13 protein-coding genes are annotated in these 21036 nt (G+C 49.7%); all 13 read right to left on the bottom strand.

The window, feature by feature from the left end; all coding sequences use genetic code 11:
- Window positions 1-282: 282 nt before the first annotated feature.
- A complete protein-coding gene (locus TY10_RS17435) occupies window positions 283-1584 on the bottom strand; it encodes a GerAB/ArcD/ProY family transporter (RefSeq protein WP_042166120.1) in 1302 nt (433 codons plus the stop codon).
- 6 nt (window positions 1585-1590) lie between these two features.
- Window positions 1591-1815, bottom strand: a complete 225-nt coding sequence (locus tag TY10_RS17440; RefSeq protein ID WP_042166123.1) for a hypothetical protein — start codon at window positions 1813-1815, stop codon at window positions 1591-1593.
- Complete coding sequence (locus TY10_RS17445; RefSeq protein WP_238327742.1) at window positions 1808-3001, bottom strand: Ger(x)C family spore germination protein; 1194 nt, start codon at window positions 2999-3001, stop codon at window positions 1808-1810. The genes TY10_RS17440 and TY10_RS17445 overlap by 8 nt, the downstream gene beginning before the upstream one ends.
- A gap of 37 nt (window positions 3002-3038) precedes the next feature.
- On the bottom strand, window positions 3039-4550 hold the full coding sequence (locus tag TY10_RS17450) for a spore germination protein (RefSeq protein ID WP_042166126.1): 1512 nt from the start codon (window positions 4548-4550) through the stop codon (window positions 3039-3041).
- A 1447-nt stretch (window positions 4551-5997) separates the two neighbouring features.
- Complete coding sequence (locus tag TY10_RS17460) at window positions 5998-6732, bottom strand: GTP cyclohydrolase II (RefSeq protein WP_042166130.1); 735 nt, start codon at window positions 6730-6732, stop codon at window positions 5998-6000.
- 162 nt (window positions 6733-6894) lie between these two features.
- Window positions 6895-8871 (bottom strand): beta-N-acetylhexosaminidase, encoded by a 1977-nt coding sequence (locus tag TY10_RS28990; protein ID WP_052350607.1) that lies wholly within the window; start codon window positions 8869-8871, stop codon window positions 6895-6897.
- Window position 8872: 1 nt separating this feature from the next.
- Entirely contained in the window at window positions 8873-11173 is a 2301-nt protein-coding gene (locus TY10_RS17470; protein WP_042166133.1) for a beta-glucosidase family protein, read from the bottom strand.
- A gap of 26 nt (window positions 11174-11199) precedes the next feature.
- Window positions 11200-13728, bottom strand: a complete 2529-nt coding sequence (locus TY10_RS17475) for a glycoside hydrolase family 3 N-terminal domain-containing protein (protein WP_052350608.1) — start codon at window positions 13726-13728, stop codon at window positions 11200-11202.
- 42 nt (window positions 13729-13770) lie between these two features.
- Window positions 13771-14655: a carbohydrate ABC transporter permease gene (locus TY10_RS17480; protein WP_081735336.1), complete on the bottom strand. Its 885-nt coding sequence runs from the start codon at window positions 14653-14655 to the stop codon at window positions 13771-13773.
- 13 nt (window positions 14656-14668) lie between these two features.
- On the bottom strand, window positions 14669-15571 hold the full coding sequence (locus tag TY10_RS17485) for an ABC transporter permease (RefSeq protein WP_042166211.1): 903 nt from the start codon (window positions 15569-15571) through the stop codon (window positions 14669-14671).
- Window positions 15572-15798: 227 nt separating this feature from the next.
- Window positions 15799-17316, bottom strand: coding sequence for an ABC transporter substrate-binding protein (locus tag TY10_RS17490; protein WP_042166139.1), 1518 nt, complete (start codon window positions 17314-17316; stop codon window positions 15799-15801).
- 83 nt (window positions 17317-17399) lie between these two features.
- Window positions 17400-19040, bottom strand: a complete 1641-nt coding sequence (locus TY10_RS17495; protein WP_042166141.1) for a helix-turn-helix domain-containing protein — start codon at window positions 19038-19040, stop codon at window positions 17400-17402.
- Complete coding sequence (locus TY10_RS17500; RefSeq protein WP_052350609.1) at window positions 19012-20799, bottom strand: sensor histidine kinase; 1788 nt, start codon at window positions 20797-20799, stop codon at window positions 19012-19014. The genes TY10_RS17495 and TY10_RS17500 overlap by 29 nt, the downstream gene beginning before the upstream one ends.
- Between the last annotated feature and the right edge of the window lie 237 nt (window positions 20800-21036).

Here is a 21036-nt window from a genome sequence, read left to right on the forward strand (position 1 = left end):
AAGGTTAATCCAGCAAGCAGTTTCTTTGATTCACACTGGCGCGGTCATCGGAGCCGTAAGGACGGAAGAGAGGCAGGGCTTCCGTTGTTTTGAAGTATGCGAAGATTTGATGGCAAGAGCTTTGCTCCTCTGGCCATAATTAACAAGGGGTATCAAGCGTTATCGCTTCTAACACGAACCTTCCCATGATTGGAAGGGCATCGGTTAAATATAAGTCACATTCGACGGCATCCGTATACGGGTGCCGTTATCCATTTTCTCTTCTGCATTAACCCGCTGAACTTAAGCTTCCTTCATTGTAGTCTGCCTATATTCTCGAAGGCTGAAGTAGATACACATCAATAGGAAACATGCATATACAACTCCGCTGACAATGCCATAATACCCCCTCACAGAGCCATAGAAGGTTCCAAAACCTATCGCCAGCAAGCAGCCGATTAATCCAATCCATACCCCCGTCCCATAGCCGCCCGATTGTTTATCATCTGCTATGCTTCTTATGCTTGAACGTCTTATTGCCAGAGCAATGACCAAGCATCCGAAGAATACAATTTGCACGCCAATTGAAATCGTCATAATGCCATAATTGTTGAACATGACCACTTCATCCATATTGCTGAAAAGTATATCCGTTAGCATGGCAATCAGCAGGCCTGTTAATACGTTGATCGAATCATAATTTTTCTTCTTCGTATACGAAGCTAAACCGGTCAGCATGCCCGTGTATAAAATAGCAAGCTTGATCAAAATGACAGGCACATATAGTGAAATAAGAAACAAATCGACCCGGTCCAAGAAATCCGTAATATGAATTTGTTGAACAACAATCCAGCCTACATAGATCATCCGCGACGCAATGAGTGGACTAAGCACGCTTACGACACAGAACAACCATATGGTTAACATGAACGCAGAGAAAATGACGCCTGTTTTGACGGCAAAATAAATATCTCTAGGCTTCCTGACATGGTGTAAAAAAGCGCCCATAACGATCAAATCGCCAAAGAGTCCTACGGCCAGCATCCCTCCTTTAAGAGGCGGAAGAACACCGTTGCTCAAGATCGGCTCAAGCTTCTGCATGTCGATTTCGTTAAGCAGAAGAATCGGCAGCGAAATATAGAACAAGATGAAGACTGCGACAAATACGACGTTCGCGCGGGCGAGATGCTCTGACGATCCGGTCGCAATGTACATCAAGAGCACGACAGTCAAGAGTACGACATACTCAGAGGGTGTCCGGAGCAAAATCGATGCGCTGAAAAAATCACCATACAAACGAAGCTGGCTAATTAAGTCTAGCGCCAAATAGCCAATCAGCAATGCATTTAGCAAGCCTCCAAACCATTTGCCGCCAGCAAGCTTCGCCATTTCAAACACATTTTTACCAGGCATCGCTCTTGCAAGCCTCCAAAATAGATAGGCCATTCCAATCCCATAGGGAATCGATAAAACAAAAGAGAACCATGCATCCTGACGAGAGCTCTCCGTCAGTGCCATTGGCAAGCTCGTCATATTGGAGGCCACGAGCAGCGAACAGACAAGCAGCATTAATTGCATCGTTGAAATCGTCATTTTGTCCTTCAACCAGAGTCACCTCTTCATCATTCTCATGATCTCTTTCACGCAATAGTAGATGAACGCATTTTCCATCAATGATATTTCAAGCTCCATCTCGTGAAGCACCAGCAGCCCAAGTGCAAGACAGACCAGCAAGTAAAAAAACAGTTTATTGGCCCCGCCTTTTAACTGCTTCCGCTTCACTGCTACCGTAATCACAACAATGACAATAATGATCAACGCATAGGCACTATCCATTTTCTTCCTTATCCTTTTTCGCTAAATTTTCACGGTTCATGCCGATTCGGAAAAGGTCTGCATCCACTTTCACTGTAAATTCGCATTTCGGAAATACCGTCTCCCATTGCGATTTCCATTCTTTTTTCCATTTCCCCGGGTATGCCCGGTTCAAATACCGCCCAAATCCGATGACATCGGTATCGGATTTTTGCATAATGGCGATGGCCTTCTTAATATCGTTTTCTGCTTTTTGCTCAAATAGCTTCTCGATATGTGTTCTTTGACCGATATCATTATAGTTTCGATTGAGATCGGAATCCTCGTTGATGCTGAATTGAATATCCGTTCGAATATCGAAACGGGCAATCCCGTCGATCATTGTGGATTTAACTTTTAGTTTGCAGGTATTGACCGCAATTGTAATCGCATGATTGCCATCCACGATGGTCTCCCGATAGGGGCGGAATTGATTGCTGAGCAGCCGGACACCGTTAGCAGCATCATCCTTCGCCGCCGTTTTCATAACTCCGTTATGTGTCAGCGCAAAACCAATTACATCAATATCTTCTGATTCGTGCCCCTTCAGGTTTGTCTTCTTCTTCTGCAAGTAAGGCAGCATGGCATCTTCCCCTGCCGCAACGATACTGGAGGCAACGTCCTTCAACGACACTCGGATACTGGAATCGGACTGCAGCACTTCCCTGATCGATTCCACCGAAAACCGCTCAAGCCGAACATCAGCATTCATTACATCAAGTGCAGAACCTTTGGAGATGGCAACAAAAGCAGTCAATCGGTTTTCAGGCATTCTTGTGATCGCATCGATAATTGGCGATAAGCCAACTGTCTGTGCGAGCCGGTCGCTAATAACGAGGACGCGGCGATGTCCGAAATAGAGCCAGCGCGGAAGACTTTTTTGCAGCAAGTCGATCGCTTCCTTGATCGTTTTTCCGCGTGAAGTTTTGATCGTGAACGGTTTTTGCCCGCCACCGCCACCGCCGCCTCCTACCGCGCCTCCCATATTGCCGGGAAGAGGAATAAGAACGGACACCTCGAAATCACCGTCTTCCGTAATGTCAAGACCGCTGCCGAGCACGAAAGCCACGTCATTGATTTCGCGCCGATCCCAGCAGCCGGTGAGCAGCATACTTATACAAGTCACTACTATCGTTAGGCATAGGCTTTTTCTCCAGCTTCTTCTCAATTGCTGCTGCCTCCTTTCTTGTTATTCGCTCGGTCTCCTACTTCTGCCTGGTTCTGTCCTGCGGATACAAATAGGCTGGTCTGCGCTTCATCTTGGACCAAGGGGCTCTAAATAATACATCCTTCCAGTCCGAGGCCGAGATCGGTGATGCCGGAGCAACATAGGGTATACCAAAGGAAGTGATTTTGGATAGATGCGATACGATAGCGACAACTCCAAGAATGATGCCGAGAAGACCAAAGATGGAAGCCAGCAGCATTAATGGAAAGCGGAGCAGACGAATGGCAATTGCCGCATTATATCTTGGCAGTGTGAACGAGGCGATGCCTGTGATGGATACGACAATGACCATCGCCGCCGACACGATACCCGCCTGTACAGCCGCCTGCCCGACGACAAGCGCACCCAAGATACTGACCGCTTGACCTACTGTCTTCGGGAGCCTAACACCCGCCTCACGCAGCGCCTCGAACGAAAGTTCCATAATAAGCGCCTCTACAACGGCAGGAAATGGAATTGATTCCCTCGAAGCAGCAATGCTTAGCAGCAAGTTGGTCGGAATCATTTCGGGATGATAGGTTGAGACTGCAATATATATCGCAGGCGCCATCAAGGCGAGAAACAGACAGACCATTCGCAGCATCCGGGTAAGGGTCGCAACGATAAACCTCTCGTAATAGTCCTCGCTGGCATGCAGCCATTGCCAGAATCCAAACGGTGCAACAAGGGCAAACGGTGTACCATCGACCAGTATCGCTACCCTTCCTTCCAGAACGGCTGCCGCTACTGTATCCGGCCTTTCCGTATTTTGAATTTGCGGAAACGGCGACATGACTTGATCCTGTATAAGTTCTTCGATATAGCCGCTCTCCAAAATGCCGTCAATTTCGATGGCATTCAGTCTTCGCTCTACTTCCTCTACCAGCTTTGGATTGGCGATGCCTGCCATATAGGTCACAACAACGTTCGTATTCGTCTCCGTCCCAATTACGAACGGCTTCATCTTAAGCCGCGGCGACTTGATCCGGCTTCGTACTAATGCGGTGTTAGTGCGCAGCCGCTCATTAAATCCTTCGCGAGGCCCGCGAACGACGGTTTCGGTCTCCGGTTCGGTAATGGAACGACGTTCCCCGCCCCTTAGTCCGAGGCAGACCGCTGTTTTCCCGCCTTCTACAAACAGTCCGCAATCGCCGGAAAGCACGTTGACAAGCAGCTCGGAATAAAACTGTACCTGCAGCGTTTGACCAACAGGAAGCGTTTGCTCGCATATCGCATCGACGGTAAACGCTCCGCCTTCAAACACCATCAGTGCTTGGAGCGCATCGTCTACCATACTGGAAGTTACCATGCCGTCTACGAAACAAATTAACGCTTTGGGTCCGTGTTCAATCTGAAATTCGCGGATCACAATGTCCGAGCTGTTCTCGAACAACTCCTCCAGCAACTTCCGATTCGCTTTGACTGTATTCTCGATCCGCAAATGCTCTAGCTGACTGATCGCGTTGTAATCCAGTCGGCCATCTCCTTTGGCCGTTGATCGGATTCGCATCGTTGATTCACCTACTGTCGGATTTTGCGGTTAGGTTTTCCTGTTTGGCCGAATTTATGCCAAATTGTTAAAGAAAGCATGGGCCAGCGTTGAGGGCCATGGTTGAGGGTCGCTGCGCGTTGGCTGCTAGTGTGCTGGAGTGCAAGGTCGCTGTGCGTTTTGACTGCTAGTGTGCCCGAGTGCAGGGTCGCTGCGCGTTTTGACTGCCAGTGCTGGAATGCAGGGTCGCTGCGCGTTTTGGTTCATGCTGCCGTTCTTGATTCCATTGCCCATCGCTTACACGATGATAATGGATAGAATCTTCAAAATGTCATCCTGAACTCAAAACGCTCCGCTCACCTTCACCTGCCCACAATAGGCTAACTGACCAAAACTGCTGGTAAACACATTGATGATTTCGGAATGATTTGAGCACCGTCATTCTGCGGATTAGCAGCCGTCACAGGTGAGATGGTTGCATCAAACCAACACATGCAACGCAGGGTACTTGAGCAACATGCTACTCAATATGCCACCTGCCACTCCGGAAGAAATTTTGGCTAACTAGAAAGGAGGTGCGTTGGCGAACATGGATGGTAATTGGAGAAGGGGGCTAGTTGGAGATTGGGCCGAGACTAGTTTGAGGCTAGTTCGAGGTTGGGTCTAGGTTGGGTCTAGGTTGGGTCTAGGTTAGCTCGAAATTAGTTCGGGATTAGTTCGAGATAAGTTCGAGGCTAGTTCGAGGCTAGTTCGAGGCTAGTTCGGGATTAGTTCGGGATTAGTTCGAGAGTGGTTGGAGGCTAGTTTGACACTTGTTTCAAATTAGTTCGAAATTAGTTCGAGATTGGTTCTATTAGTCGAGCATTAGTGCCACGTTCGATTCGCTTTATCAACTGATTTTTATACAGGACAGCACTCATTCGCTCGTTTTAGTGGGTCATGGAGTATCGAAGGGATGCCTTTGCTGATCAAAATGTAAAAGTACATGTTGTTATCCTGTTTTTAGGCGATTTATCGCATCAAAATGCAAATGTGCAGGTTGATTAGCCTAAAAAGCGTCGAAAAGGCTGAAATGAGTGATTTCAAATGTATTTTTACATTTTGATCCATTATTCAGGGGATTTTGGGCCAATCAAAATGTACTTTTGCATTTGGAATCATTTTTGGCGGTATAAGAGGATTACATCTGGTGCTCGTAGTGTCACCCAACAAACAAAAGACCCCTTGCGGGGTCTCTACTGTTACTTTGCGGCTCGTATTTGCTAATATTGTGGGGATTACTTGTGTTACTTATTTGCTTACTTATTACTCACTTTACTTACTTACTTATTTACTTACTTACCTATCTATTTACTTACTTACTTATTTACTTACTTACTTATTTACTTACTTACTTATTTACTTACTTGCTTATGTTGCTTATGTTACTTATATTGCCTTTGATACTTGGTGCTCAGGTATTTCACCCTTATTGATTGGGACAGCCGTTCAGAAGATGGCCGGAACGGTTGACCTTGGTCTGTAAATAGTTCTCGTTGTATTCCGAGACGTCGCCCCATAGCGGTATTCGCCCCGCTAATTCCAGCCCCGCCGAGCGCAGCGCATCCAGCTTTTTCGGATTGTTCGTAATGAGTTTCACCGGTTTCTCCCGCAGCGCTCGGAGCACGCGAATCGCATCTCCGTAGTTGCGCGCATCATCCACAAAGCCTAGATTCAAATTGGCTTCAACTGTATCGAAGCCCTGCTCTTGCAACAAGTAGGCCATCGCTTTGCTGAATAGCCCGATCCCGCGTCCCTCATGGTTCGCCAAGTAGAACAACGCTCCTGTACCGTGAGCAACGATCATTTTCAACGATTGATGGAGCTGGAAGCCGCAATCGCAGCGCTTGCTGCCGAATATATCACCGGTGTGGCAAATGCTGTGCATACGAATATACGCATCATCTGCCTGCTCGAAATCTCCGTAGACAAGTACGCTTGATTGCTGCATTTCCGCAAGATTGACTGAGGAGAGTTTATGAATGATGCCTTCGATATCAGTCAAATCCTCCTTGCATAACAGCCAGCAGTACCAGTGAAAAATTGCCGTCTCGCCGTCTAAGTTAATGGGGAGTTGAATAGGTCCGACTAAATAAATCTCGCCCTTTTCGCTGCGAATATGTTTGATTTTATCATCTAATATGGATACAACCTTCTGTTCCATTCACTAATCCCGCCCTTCATTCACATGCACACACTCTATAAATGTAGGGTGCACCGGCGTGACTCAGGCTATGCTTTCCTGCTCCGTCTTCACACAAAGAAGAGCAGTACCCTCAATCAGAGGTCTGCTCTTCTTTATATTTAAGGTTAGGGAGAAATCAAGTTACACCATCCCACCAGCTTCGGCAAAAGCATTCAGCTTCTCTTCATATTGGCCGAGCAGCTTGTAAAGAGCTTTGGTGCTGCGGGCAAGGCCTCCTTCACGGTTGCGCAGCAGCCACAGCCGTTCAAACTCACGGATGATCTGCTTCAGCTGTCCCTTCAACTGAACCACCAGTGCCTGCTCTGCCGTGTCGTCCGGCAAGTCAATCCGGTAGACGTAACGGTGGAGATTAACGCCCTGTTCAATGATAGCGACGCTCAGCTTCAGCTCCTCTACTACCGTATCCGCATCCGGCAGACTAAGCCGAACCTGCTCCAACTCCTGCTTGCGGGAAGAGAGCCAAGCCTGCATTTCTTCATAACGATAATCGAGCAGGAACGGGCCGCCGCGAGCGCCAATTTCCTTATACAGCTCCATCATTGCATTCGTTTCCGTCTCCAGCTTCTCCTGCGTAGACCAGCCGCGGTTCAACAAATAGTTTGTGTAAGTCATGTTGTCCAGTGAACTGTTCTCCAACCGGTAATAGCGTCCAAGCTCGAACAGCAGCTTGCCGATTATACCCGTGCTGTCTTTCAGAATCATATCCGAAATATATTGCTCTGCGCCTTCGACCGCTTCAATATTGCGCTCAGCTTGCCAGCTGGCACCAGCGCCATACACGAAACCAGGATAGCTCGCATTTAGCGTCTGCCAATGACCCGAATCGCCCCAATCTGTAATGATGTAGCCGCCTGCGCCAAAAACCAATCCACAGCGTGCTGCATCTGCGATGTTATCCAGCATATTATCGGTCCGTCCAGTAATCGCCGCCCAAGAGCTTGTGCCCGGACATACGTAATAAGGAACGCCGCTTTGCTGCAGCCTTCTTGCACTTTCTTCGAAGGAACGGTAGTTGTCATAGTTCCAATCAAGCACGGTAACATCTGCAGGAAGCAGCGGCAGCGTCTCCGGATGCTTCGCTATGATGTCGCCCCACATCAGCGTTTTTTTGCCATGCGCCTGTACGAGCCTAATTACTTTATCCGCATACTCCATATACAGCTTGCCGACTCCAATTTGCTCTGCGCGCGCTTTGCTGATGCCTGTGCCAAGTCCAAATGGCTCATCCATATTAATATTGGCGTACTCTGAGGAAAATAACGGCAGCAGCTCATCCAGCATCGTCTTAACCAGCTCGATGGATCGCTCATCCGTTGGACTCAAGGTTGTCGGAGGCAGCTTGAAAGGCAGCGGAATCGGCGGTGTCATACCATCCGGATGTTCCGCAAGCTCCCGAAGCTCTGGCTTCGCCAGCCAATCGCCCATGTGTCCCAAGCAATTCTGATTCGGTACAAGATCGATGAATCGGCTCACCGCATAGGCATCCAGCTCTTCATATTCCTTCGCTGTAATCGGTGTCGCATCCGGAAACAGCCCTGAATAGGCCGAATAGCTGAAGGGGTAGCCTTCCATATAAAGCTGCAGATGGTTGATTTTAAGAGCGGATAGCATATCGATAAGGCTAAACAGAGTATCCATCTTCGGAATTTTATTACGTCCGATGTCCAGCATAACACCGCGGACTGGAAAATCCGGCTCGTCTTCGAGCTGAAAATGCTCCCATACCAATCCGCTGCGTTCCAGTAATTGTTCGATGGCAAGCAGGGCATAGTGCAAGCCAATTTTTGCACTAGCTTCAATACGCAGAAGTCCCCCGTCCCAAGTCAAGCTATAACCTTGCGGATGAATACCAGACGCGAAGGCAAGCTCTGCCTTATTAACAGCGGCGGCCTTCTTTGAGGCCTGACTTAGACTTGCATCTCCCTCTCCAAACCGTTTGAGCGCTGCCGACAGGCGGCGCTCAACGCTGATTTCCCTGGCCCAGCGCTTCGTTTCCTCATCCAATGCCGTCACGGCAAATGCCGTTCCTAGACTAGAACCGCCTCCAGTAAGCTGAAAGCCGCGCGGCCTAGGGTAGAGCTTTTCCAATATGGACATATTAGTTCCCTCCTCTATCAACAGTCGAATCAGATCCGCCGCCGTTTAAGGATGACAGAATATCAGCAATATCCTTCTCCTTGATTGCGCCGCTGCTGAATGATGTCATGCCGCGTATCGGCATCTGGTCCAAGAACGCCCTTACCATTACCTTATGCTCACCCTTCAGCGCAGCAGCGAACGGAAGCTGTGCAATGAGCTTATCTACATGTTGCTGGCCGCCCTCAGCTTCGCTTATATCACCAAGTGTAGAGTTTCGATCAAACGTTCTTTTGACAGGATGAACGGCACGTACTGTGATTGTTTCCTCCAGCACGATATCCGCCGAGGAGCGTCCGATCAATAGCTTGAACTCGCCCGATTCGACCACCCAATCGGATGCCTCTATGTCATAGTAAGCAAAACTTCGTTTATCCAGCAGTATCGTCACCGTTTTCGTCTCGCCAGGTTCAAGCTTCATCTTACTGAAGCCCTTAAGCTCCTTCTCAGGCCGAATAACACGGCTGCTCACATCGTGCACATATAGCTGTACAACTTCCTGTCCGGCAAAAGCTCCCGAGTTCGTCACATCGACCTGTACCGACACCGTATCCTCATCCGTAATGGAGGAACTATCAACCCGCAGATTCGAGTAAGTGAATGTCGTGTAGCTGAGCCCATGCCCGAACGGGAAAAGCGGCTTCAGACGTTTTTTATCATAATAGCGATATCCGACAAACAATCCTTCCCGGTATTCCACACGGTCACCTTCGCCCGGGAAGAACAGATAGGACGGATTGTCGCTAAGCTGTACCGGGAACGTCTCAGCCAGCTTGCCCGACGGGTTCGCAAAACCCAGAAGCAAGTCGGCGAGCGCACCCCCAAGCGCCTGTCCTCCCAAATACGCTTCCAGCACCGCTTTGGCTTTGTCCAGCCAAGGCATTTCAACCGGTGCTCCGTTGCACAGCACAACAGCCAGATTAGGCTGTACGGCGGAAATCGCCTCAATCAGTGCAATTTGGTTAGCAGGCATTCGCAGATGCTTACGATCAAAGCCCTCCGACTCATAGCTGTTTGGCAATCCTCCAACCAGTACAACCGCCGAAGCCTCTGCGGCAAGCGCGAGCGCCTCCTCCGTCAACTGATCATCGGTATGCTCCTGGTTCAGCGCATAGCCCTGTGCATATACGATTTCTGTATCGGCTCCAGCAGCCTGAACGAGCTCCTCAATCAAGTCATCAACCCGGGTGGGCTTAATCTGCGAGCTTCCGCTGCCTTGATAGCGAGGCTGCTTGGCTAATTCACCAATGACGGCAATTTTGCCGCCACGCACCAATGGCAAGACGTTGTCGTCATTTTTCAGCAAAACCATGCTCTCTCTAGCAATTTCACGCGCCAATTGATGATGGTCGTCTGGATTGACGATTGTATCCGGTTTTCGTTCATCGACAGCACGGAATATAATTCGAAGCAGCCTTTCGACCGCATCATCCAGCTTCTCCTCCGGCAGCGTCCCCTGCTGCACAGCTTCAATAATTTGCTGCTCTCCCGCGCCATAGCTGGACGGCATCTCCAGTTCAAGACCTGCTGACAATGCTGCAGCACGCTCATTCACCGCTCCCCAGTCCGATACGACGAATCCGTCATGGCCCCATTCCTGCTTCAACACCTGGGTCAGCAGTTTCTCGTTCTCAGAGGCAAACTCGCCGTTTACTTTGTTGTACGCGCACATAACGGTCCACGGCTGCGCTTTTTTGACCGCTCCCTCGAAGCTGGCCAAATAAATTTCGCGCAGTGTGCGCTCATCAATGACCGAATCGGAGGTCATCCGGCGATGCTCCTGATTGTTCGCGGCAAAATGCTTCAAGGAAGTGCCTACACCTTCACTTTGCACACCCAAAATATGATGAGCAGCCATCTCCGCTGACAAATAAGGGTCCTCGGAGAAATATTCAAAGTTCCGGCCGCATAGCGGAGAACGCTTGATGTTCGAGCCTGGACCAAGCAGTACAGCCACATCCTCCGCCTGACATTCCCGGCCAAGCGCCTGTCCCATCCTTTCAATCAGCTCGCGGTTCCAAGAGCTAGCTACCCCCGCAGCAGACGGAAAGCAAGTAGCCGGCACGCTGTTGAAAAGCCCGAGGTGATCGGCCGAAGCCTGCTGCTTGCGCAGTCCATGGGGACCGTCAGTCACCATTACAGAAGGTATCCCGAGCCGTTCAATTCCCTTGGTATGCCAAGTGTCGGCTCCCGAGCACAGGCTCGCTTTCTCTTCCAGCGTCATTTGTGCAATAATCTCTTTGATGTTCCGTTGTTCGCCCATGTTGTCCATATCCTCCTATTATCTACTTAGTCATGCAGCTCAAATTCGGCTGACAATGTATCTCTGCTATTAGGACCGGCATACAGCACAAACGATCCGTTCTCTGCGGTTTCTCCCTCACCCGTCGTCCAGAAAGCCAATTCAGATCGTGTTATCCGGAAAATAGCCTCCTTGCTTTCACCCGGCTCTAACGCAAGCTTCTGGAATCCCTTAAGTTCCTTGACCGGTCTCACGGTGCTGCCGTAGCAATCTTGTATATACCATTGCACCGTTTCTTCTCCGGCTGCTTTCCCCTGATTCGTTACGGTAATGCTCGCTAGCAGCTCTCCAGAGGCCGATAGTTTGTCCGAGGAAAGCCGCAAATCAGAATAAGCAAAGCTCGTATAGCTGAGCCCATAGCCAAATGGATAAAGCGGATCGTTAGGCCCATCGATATATTTGGAAATAAATTTTTCATGCTTGTTGGCAGCTGTAACTGGGCGCCCCGTATTGTAATGATTGTAGTAGACCGGCACCTGGCCTCCATGGACAGGAAAGCTCATGGTCAATCTGCCCGACGGATTATAGCTGCCTGTCAGCACATCGGCGATCGCATGACCCGCCTGAGAACCAAGAAACCATGATTCTACTATCGCGTGGATATTAGGATGCGTCTCGAACCACTGAAGCACGAGCGGACGGCCATTGGTCAGTACGAGAATCACCGGCTTGCCAAGCGCAGCTACTGCCTCAGCCAGCCGCATTTGTGCTTCGGGAAGCTCGATGCTCATTCGTGATGCCGCTTCTCCCGACATCGCGCTGCTCTCCCCAAGTGCCAATAGGACAACATCGGCCTGCTTGGCTTGCGACACAGCCTCTTCAATACCGCCCTGGAGAGGTGCATTCACCTCACAGCCTTGGGCGTAAAGCAACTGATCAACTGTAAAGCCTTTGTCTGCTAAACCTTCGTATAACGTGACGGTCTCGTGCTCATAACGTGAGAACTGCCACGGTCCTAGCAAATCACGGCTGTCTGCGAAAGGCCCGATGAGCGCGACCTTTCCACTGCCGGCTGTCATAGGCAAAATACCGTCATTCTTCAGCAGCACAATCGACTTGCGTGCCAGCTCCCGGCTTTCAGCGAGATGATCGGGATGGAAATGATATTGCTGTTCCTTATCCGGACGTACATAGCGAAACGGATCATCCATGAGGCCAGTTTTGTACTTAAGCGTCAGAATACGCCGCGCAGCAGCATCAATCTGCGACTCCGACAACTTCCCTTCATCCGCCAGCTTCGACAGCGCCTCATAGGAACGGGTTACCATCTCGATATCCATCGTGGCGTTGATCGCAAGCCGCGCCGCCTCTTCGTTATCCTTGGCGTTTCCATGGTACACAATCTCGTCAATCGAGCCGTAGTCCGAGATAAGTACGCCATCAAACCCTAGCTCATCACGCAGCAGATCCTTCAATATAAAACGATTGGCAGCGACAGGTACACCCTGATAAATGTTGAATGCATTCATGACCGAGCCGGCTCCGGCTTCGATGCCTGCACGAAATGGCGGCAGGAAGACGTTACGCAGCGTACCCTCCGAAATATCGACGGTGTTGTAATCCCGGCCGCCTTCCGCTGCGCCATATCCGATAAAATGCTTGAGGCAGGCAACAAGCGTCTCCTGATCGGACAACATGCCGCCCTGGAAGCCTTCCACTTGAGCCTTCGCAATAACTGAGCCAAGGTAAGGGTCCTCGCCGGCTCCTTCCACTACGCGCCCCCACCGGGGATCGCGGGTAACATCGACCATCGGCCCGTGATTGTACATAATGCCCGAAGCCGTCGCTTCCTTCGCAGATATCGCACAAGCGCGGCGAATGGCGTCCTCATCCCAGCTGCAGGACCATGCGAGCGGTACGGGAAAAATCGTCTGCGAGCCGTGGATAATGTCCGCATTGAACAGAAGCGGAATGCCATGCGGAGATTGCTCGACGGCAAGCTTTTGCAGCTCGAACACCCGGCTTATGTCAAATGCGCCTAGAATCGAACCGACTCTTCCTTCCGATATAAGCTTCTCCGGCGGATCACTGGCTACAGCGCCGCCAAACGAGAAATTTGACGCCTGACACTGGAACATCTGGCCAATCTTCTCTTCCAGAGACAGCTTCTTTAACCATTCATCTACAGCCAGACGAATTTCTTCGTCGGAGCGCTCGGGAATGGGGGAGGTACGACGGTAAGGCTCCAGCTGCGACGTTATCGCTTCAGACAACAGCGGGCCGCTTCCGCGCTGACCTTGCAATGGGAACTTGCCAAACTTCGGCACATACAGCTCTCCCTCGAAGGTGTCTTCCCTGAACGTCAGCCGTACCGTCCAGTTCTCATCGGGGCTCCAGAACACGCGGCCAACGCCGCGAACTATATTTCCCTCAACTTCCATGCTCGTTACCTTCAGCGGCAACGGCAGCGGGGCGCAAGCGACATCTAACGTATACGAAGATCTTTTTGCCAGCTTGAATTGCACCTTTATTTTCATGCCGGGCTGTTCAATCATGGCATGCCATAATCCGATCATGAAGCTCACTCCTCGTTAGGTTCTCAACAATGGATACAGAAATCAGCCCTTAACAGCACCGATTGTCATCCCTTTGACAAAATACTTTTGGAAAAACGGATATGCAGCCAAAATTGGCACTACACCGATAACTGCAATGGCCATACGGAAAGTCTCGCTCGGCATCTGCGACAGGCTTTCGCTAACGCTGCCATTGCTGTTCGCGCTCAGAAACTGGATATCACTCATAATCCGGTTCAACATGTTCTGAAGGCTGAACAGATGGGGCTTCGTGACGAAGACCAGGCCATTATTCCAATCATTCCAATAAGCAAGCCCTTGGAACATACCTACGGTAGCCAGAATAGGCAGCGACAGCGGCATGACGATTCGGAAATACGTCTTGAATTCCCCCGCGCCGTCAATGCTTGCGGATTCCAGCACGGCGACCGGAATCGTTGTTTTGAAGAAGGTCCGCATCAGCAGCACGTTGAAGCCGTTCATCAGCAGCCAAGGCACAATCAGAGCAAATAGCGTGTTTTTCACATCAAGCAGCTGAGTGTACACCATGTAGGTCGGTACCAGGCCGCCATTAAACAGCATGGTGAAAAAGACGATGAATGCTATCGCTTGCCCGCCCGGCATATCTTTGCGGGACAACGGATAAGCGAGAAGAGAAGTGATAAACAGGCTGCACGCAGTGCCGATGACGGTCACGATAACCGTAATACCATAAGCCCGCAGTATCTGATCTGCCTGCATCCATAAATACTTGTAAGCCTGAAAGCTGAACTGCGTAGGAAAAAACGAGTAGCCTTCCGAGACGATAGCCTTCTCGTCTGTGATAGACGCCATAAAGAGAAGGATAAACGGCAATACACACAGCAAGGACAACGCGATCATTATGGTATGGGATGCCCATTGCCATGCTCGATTTTCTTTATCCACAATCATCACTCCTTTAGAACAAGGCATTTTCTTTGTTGAATTTCCGAACAATTGCATTGGCGCCAAGCACCAGAATGAAGCCCACAATCGATTGATAGAATCCGGCTGCGGACGACATGCCGACATCGCCTAATTGCAGAAGGCCGCGGAAGACGTAGGTATCAATAACGTTTGTCGTCTCGTAGAGCGCTCCCGAGTTCATTGGCACTTGATAGAACAGTCCGAAGTCGGAGTAGAAAATGCGCCCGACACCCAGCAGCGCCAGCATCGTGATGACCGGTGTAATCATAGGCAGCGTAATAGTGCGAATCTGCATCCACTTGGAGGCTCCGTCCAGCCTTGCAGCCTCATAATACTCCGGATCGATGCCAATGATTGCGGCCAGGAAGACGATACAGGAGTAACCCGCTCCCTTCCATAAGTGAATAAACGTCAAGATGTACGGCCAATATTTCGGTTCGCTATACCAGGAAATCGAATCGATGCCGAGCATCGGAAGCAAGGTCTTGTTCACGAAGCCGGTATCGATGCTCAGCATCGCGTAGACGAGGTAGCTGACCAGAATAATGGAGATCAGGAATGGTAAAATAATCAGGCTCTGATACAATCTCGCTGCAAACTTGTTGCGAATCTCGTTCAGCAGAATCGCAATCACTACAGCAATGCCGAGCCCCAATACGATAAAGGCTCCATTGTACAGCAGCGTGTTTCTCGTAATAATGAAGGCATCCTCTGTTTTGAACAAAAATTCAAAGTTTCTAAAACCGATCCAATCACTTGCCCAGATGCCCTTGCGGTAATCAATATCCTTAAAGGCGATTGACAGGCCAAACATCGGCAAATAATTGTTGAGTACCATGTATGCCAATCCCGGTAACATCATCAGGTACAGCGGCCAATACCGCCAAATTTTCATCCGCTTTCTGCTTTGCGTAAGTGCGCTCACGGCATTCTCCCCTTTCTGTACGGCTTGTGATCGCCGCGTTCTTCCTTTATGTTAGCGAATAGCAGAGGGTCGCCACTACCGCCAATCCGACCTCTGTCATGCGTTTTCCCGACTACTCGAACGCCATTGGCAACCGAAAGAGGGACACAAAAAAATCCGGCCAACGGGGTTGGCCGGATTCACATATAGATATCGTCTTACTTGCTGCCGCCGGCTTGCACCCAGGCGTCCAACTGCTTTTGCTTTTCTTGAATAATCTTATCAATACCTGCAGACTTCAGCTTGTTAATAAAATCAGGAAGCACCTTGTCCGGATCAACGCTTCCCGTCTCCAGCGCAAGCTTGTATTGCGTAATGACGTTCGTGACCGCAGCATACTCTGTTTTTACCGGAGCAGCGTCAAAGCTGAATCCGAGCGCTTTGGAATGTGCCGCATTTTTATTAAAGGCATCCATCTTGTTCCAAATATCCGCATCTTTACCCTTCATCACGTACGACAAGAACTGGTTGCCGAAGAGCCAGCCAAGCGGCATATTATAGCCTGTTGTCTGTGCAGTTACACCCTCCGGGTAGTCGATAACATTGTCTTCTCCTGGCACCTTCACATAGTGCTTGCCCTCAATGCCCCAATCGAACAGATTGATAATATCTTTATCTTCATACATCAGATTGAGGAATTCCATAGCCTTGCCTTCCAGCTTCGTATTGACAGGGATGCCCCACATTGCGCCAGTAACCGTACTTGTTGTCGCGATCGGCGACAGCAATTCCTTCGTAACGACCTGAACGCCCGAAGCCTGCGATTCCTGCTCTTCAAAGCCAGGCTTCAGCGCTGCGAAATAAGCAAAGCCTTTGCCGCCTCTCAGCAATTCGAACGTCGACAGCTTGTTCGTTGCAGAATCCTTCATAATATAGCCTTTCAAATACCAGTCCCGGATACGCTTCAGCTGCTCTTTGTACGTATCGGTCTCATACAAATTAACAATCTTCAAGCCGTTGTCATAGTCCGGAAGAATACCGATGCCGTCACCAAGACGATCATAGGTCAAATAGTTCTCCAGATACGTTGCGCCGACTCCGGAAGGAATAAGCGGTGTGAAATCGCCGCCTTCTCCGTCCTTAATCGTCTTGAACGCATGTTCAATATCTTCCATCGTATTCAGCTTGCTAACATCGATGCTGTACTTGTCTGCCAAATCCTTGCGGAAGGTGATTCCGTAGCTGGTCGCCAGATCACGAATCGTTGGCACAGCATAGATTCCATCCTTTAACCGCGCAACCTGAAGATAATCGCCAAGAGCTTTAGTGATGCCGCCGCCGTATTTGGAGATCAGCTCATCAATAGGAATCAGCTGGCCTTTAGCTACCATACCGCTGTACAAGCTTCCGTTGACGAACATCAAATCCAGCTTCTCATTGCTTGTGAACAGCAGGTTGGTCTGCTGCTGCCATTCCCCTGCACTGATTGGCATAAATTTGACCCGCGCTTGAATTTTTTGCTCTGTAATCTTATTCACTGCGTCTTCAACAAGCTGAATGTCCTGCTGTGCCGATGAGACCATCGGGAAAGCCACTGTCAGCTCCTCAATCTTGCTCTCCGGCGCATTCGAAGCTTGGCCGCCGTTTTTTGTCCCGCCATTGCTGCTTCCGCAGGCTGCCAAAGCCATTGAACAGGCAAGCAGCATAACTAACGCTGTAAAACGAACTTTCTTCATTGTAATTCCCCCGCCTTTAATTAGGATGCAATAGTAAAGCCTAATCCCATTGTAGAAAGATCAGGCGTACCTAACTGCTCCATTTACGACCTCTCACTGCCACTTTCCCGACTTTTGGACTTCCTTCTGTCCTGCTGTTCCTGCCGGTACTCAAGCGGATTCATGTTCATATACTTCTTGAACATTCGGGAGAAGTGCGAGAAATTCCCATAACCGATCTTTGACGCAATTGCGCTGATCGACATGTCTGTGCTGCCCAGCAGCTCTGCTGCAATGTTAAGCCGATGCTTCAGTACATACTCCGAAATCGAAAGTCCGGTCTGTTTTTTGAAAAGACGTGTTAAATAATCCGGGTTCAGAAATACGTGGCTGGCAATCTCCTCACGGGAAATGACATCCGACAGATGCTGGTGAATATACGCAATCGCTTTATCTACAACGTTGGGAGAATGCTCCACATCGGCTGCGAATGTCATAGAAGTGCTGATCAGATGCTTGAGCCATAGCAGCGCATCGGTTGCCGAACGGGTCGCTCGTGCACTCAATTCCATGGAATGGCGATCACCGAACAGCTGATGCGCCTGAATCCCCTTTACTTGGAGTACATAATACACCGTCTGCTGTACATCCTGCAGAAAAGGATTCAGCGACTCCGGCGTCAGCTCGCCGGAATGAATTCGCCGCTCGATGTAAGCCTCTGCTTCTGCCAGCACCTTCTCTATTGAGCCTCCTTCGAGCATCGCTGCCCATACGGTCATATCCAGCATCGGCTGCTGGGAGGCGAGAGCCGGGACTTGTTCCTGCCCAAGCCGGAACACTTTACTGTCATAAGCAACATTGTTAGCGTCAAGTGCCAGCAGCCTGCCGTACATAGCCGCCGTCTCATGCCCGCGCACATGATCGCCAATGTAACAGGAAACATCGCAAGCAAAGTAATCGCGGCAAGCTCTAATATACGTTTCACTAAGCTCATACAACGAAGCGGATTCGGGCTGAATGTCTTCTCCATTCAGCAGTACTAATAGAAATCCGTCTCCGACAGAGATAACCAGCCCGCTCTCCGGTCTTGCGACGACCATCTCCTCCGCCGATTTCCTGATTGCATACTCCATAATCTTCACATCGCGTAGTGAATAGGATTTATGCCAGCGGCGAATATGAATCAGAATCGGCAGAAAGCACATGTCCTCCGAGTAGGGAATATTGCGTTCCTCCGCAACTCTCGCCACCTCGCGCGGATCACTCGGGATCGACTGCTTCAATATATCGAGCCAGAACCGCTCGATGAGCAGCGGCTGATGCTGCATCCAATACTTTCCGAACTGACTGAATTCATTCAAGCGCCGGTTTTCATCAATTTTTTGCAAGGCACGCTTTACAACAGCTTCCAAATCAGCATACAGCACCGGCTTCAGCAGGTAGTCAAAGCTGCCCAGTTGAATGGCCTGCTTGGCATAGTGAAAGTCAGCATGACAGGTCAGGAAGATCGTCTCGGCAGCAGGATGATGCTCCCGTACCCACTCCAGCAGCTGCAATCCGTTGCCTTGCGGCATCTCAATGTCGCAGAGCAGAATGTCGATCGGCTCACGGCCAAATATCTCCTTCGCTTGCGAAGCGTTGTATGCCGTGAACACATGAGAGATGCCCAGTTTCGTCCAGTCAACAGCATGCTTGATTCCTTCTGCGGTAATGAATTCATCGTCTGTTATCAGCAAGCGGCGCATGGGAACTCATCTCCTTTTCTTCCGGTACAGGGTTTAATGGCACTGTAATTTCCGTAACTGCACCTTGAGGGTCATCGTTGTAACATTCCAGCCACGCCAGATCTCCATACTGAAGCCGGAGACGCTCGCGTACGTTCCATAAGCCAATATGCTCGCCATTATCGTCCACAAGCCGTTTTCCTGAACGGACAGCTTCCAGCGCTTCCTCCGAATAGCCTTCGCCATTATCACTAATCACAAGGCATACCATCGGCACCTCTGCCAGATCGTCTACATCCGCTTCAATGGAGAGCGTAATCGGCTTATCCGTCTTCAACGCATGTTTAATCGAATTTTCAACGACGGTCTGCAGCATAAGAGGCGGAATCGGCGTATTTCCCAAATAATCAGGCACTTGAATATTCACGTTCAAATAATGAGGGAACCGCAAGCGCTGTATGTTCAAATAATTACGGACATGCGCTAATTCATCCTTAAGCAGTACAAGCGGGTGATTGCTCTGGAACAAATACCGGAAATAATGAACGAGATGCATCGTCAGCTCTTGAATCAACTCAAATCGTTTGTGCTGGGCCAGTGTGTACAAGATATTTAGTGTATTCATAAAAAAATGCGGATTAATTTGAAGCTGCAGCTGCTTCAGCTCAACCCTTTGCTTGCTGAGCTGCTCCTCATAAACATGAATTTTCAGCTCCTCAATCTGTGAAACCATCCGGTTAAAGGTTTCGTTAACGAGACGAAATTCATCTGCAGCCGATCCCGTTTCCATACGAAAATTAAAATTTCCATCTCCGGTTCTCCGCATCGCTGACACGATACGCCAAAGGGGAAGCAGCAGCACTTTACGCAGCAGCCAGTAGCTTAAAGGAAGCATGAACAGTGCGATCAGCACGACTAGCGAAGCCGCTTTATTCAAGTAAGGCAAGCTTTGCAGCAGCGTCTTGTCCGACATAACCGCAACAAGAGCCATCTCTCCCCTGCCCGATTTCTCTCCGACTACGAGAAAATCTTTCTTTTCTCCAGATAAGTAATAGCGGCTAAAATCGTTCTTGAAGTTCAATCCCTTCGCATCCAGCTTCCGTGTTGCGGCGAGCTTCTCCCCTTCCCCATTTACAAGAAGCACCGCGCCAGACGGTCCGGTTTGAACCGAATCCAGCGGTCCCAGCAGCTTGCTTGCCTTCGACCACGCGCCAATATATAAATTCCCGTCTTTAATAAGACGGAACAGGTAGGCATCGTCTCCATCCTGAATCGTCCTCCATCCGCTAGTGCGCTGCGAAGGCCGCTCTTCAAGATCGCGTATTGCCGACATAAAGATACCCCGTAATTGGGATAGACTCTCGAACGACATAGAGGGCCGGTAGGCGTCCACAACATCATCCTTCACCAATGAATAGACATAAAAACCATCCATAGCAGGATACAGCGACAGATCAGCACTCAATCGCCTGGATACGCCGCTCTTCGCCAGCATATATTCATCCTCTGTTCTTGGAGCGTTCATCTGCTGGACACTCGTCTCCGCAAATGCCAGTCCGGCGATATGCCGTTCAGCTTCGGCAAGCTGTCCGTCAAGGAGATTCATATAGACGGATATCAGGTTCTGATTAGACAATGCTACCTGCTTGTGTACGACATTGATGCTGTATTGACTGTTAACCAGAAGAAGAACAATAAGCGGAACCGTAACGCCCAGCAGGCCCAGCACAAGCTTGAATCTAAGCGAATTCCATGGCAGCTCCAACAGCCTCTTTCGCATTTGTCTCCTCCATTTACCGTTCGTCCGTGTCTATCCGGCGTTAATTTATATAGAATAGCGTTTCTCTCTTCCATCCGCTACTGACTTTACGACTTATCCTTTGCAGTTTGCCGACCGATTGTCCCCATTCAAAGGAATAGAAAAGGATGTCACTTGTGAACTGGTATTAGCAGTTCATAAGTGACATCCCCTTAAAACTCAAACGTTGTGGTCATTGTATCAAATTAAATCGTCAAT

This window comes from Paenibacillus gorillae, assembly GCF_000513275.1.
Taxonomy (GTDB): Bacteria; Bacillota; Bacilli; order Paenibacillales; family Paenibacillaceae; genus Pristimantibacillus; species Pristimantibacillus gorillae.

Excerpts from the sequence above, each read along its gene's own strand:
- TY10_RS17440 (WP_042166123.1), bottom strand. The coding sequence starts at position 1,815 with ATGGATAGTGCCTATGCGTTGATCATTATTGTCATTGTTGTGATTACG.
- TY10_RS17450 (WP_042166126.1), bottom strand. The coding sequence starts at position 4,550 with ATGCGAATCCGATCAACGGCCAAAGGAGATGGCCGACTGGATTACAAC.
- TY10_RS17460 (WP_042166130.1), bottom strand. The coding sequence starts at position 6,732 with ATGGAACAGAAGGTTGTATCCATATTAGATGATAAAATCAAACATATT.
- TY10_RS28990 (WP_052350607.1), bottom strand. The coding sequence starts at position 8,871 with ATGTCCATATTGGAAAAGCTCTACCCTAGGCCGCGCGGCTTTCAGCTT.
- TY10_RS17470 (WP_042166133.1), bottom strand. The coding sequence starts at position 11,173 with ATGGGCGAACAACGGAACATCAAAGAGATTATTGCACAAATGACGCTG.
- TY10_RS17475 (WP_052350608.1), bottom strand. The coding sequence starts at position 13,728 with ATGATCGGATTATGGCATGCCATGATTGAACAGCCCGGCATGAAAATA.
- TY10_RS17485 (WP_042166211.1), bottom strand. The coding sequence starts at position 15,571 with ATGAAAATTTGGCGGTATTGGCCGCTGTACCTGATGATGTTACCGGGA.
- TY10_RS17490 (WP_042166139.1), bottom strand. The coding sequence starts at position 17,316 with ATGAAGAAAGTTCGTTTTACAGCGTTAGTTATGCTGCTTGCCTGTTCA.
- TY10_RS17495 (WP_042166141.1), bottom strand. The coding sequence starts at position 19,040 with ATGCGCCGCTTGCTGATAACAGACGATGAATTCATTACCGCAGAAGGA.
- TY10_RS17500 (WP_052350609.1), bottom strand. The coding sequence starts at position 20,799 with ATGCGAAAGAGGCTGTTGGAGCTGCCATGGAATTCGCTTAGATTCAAG.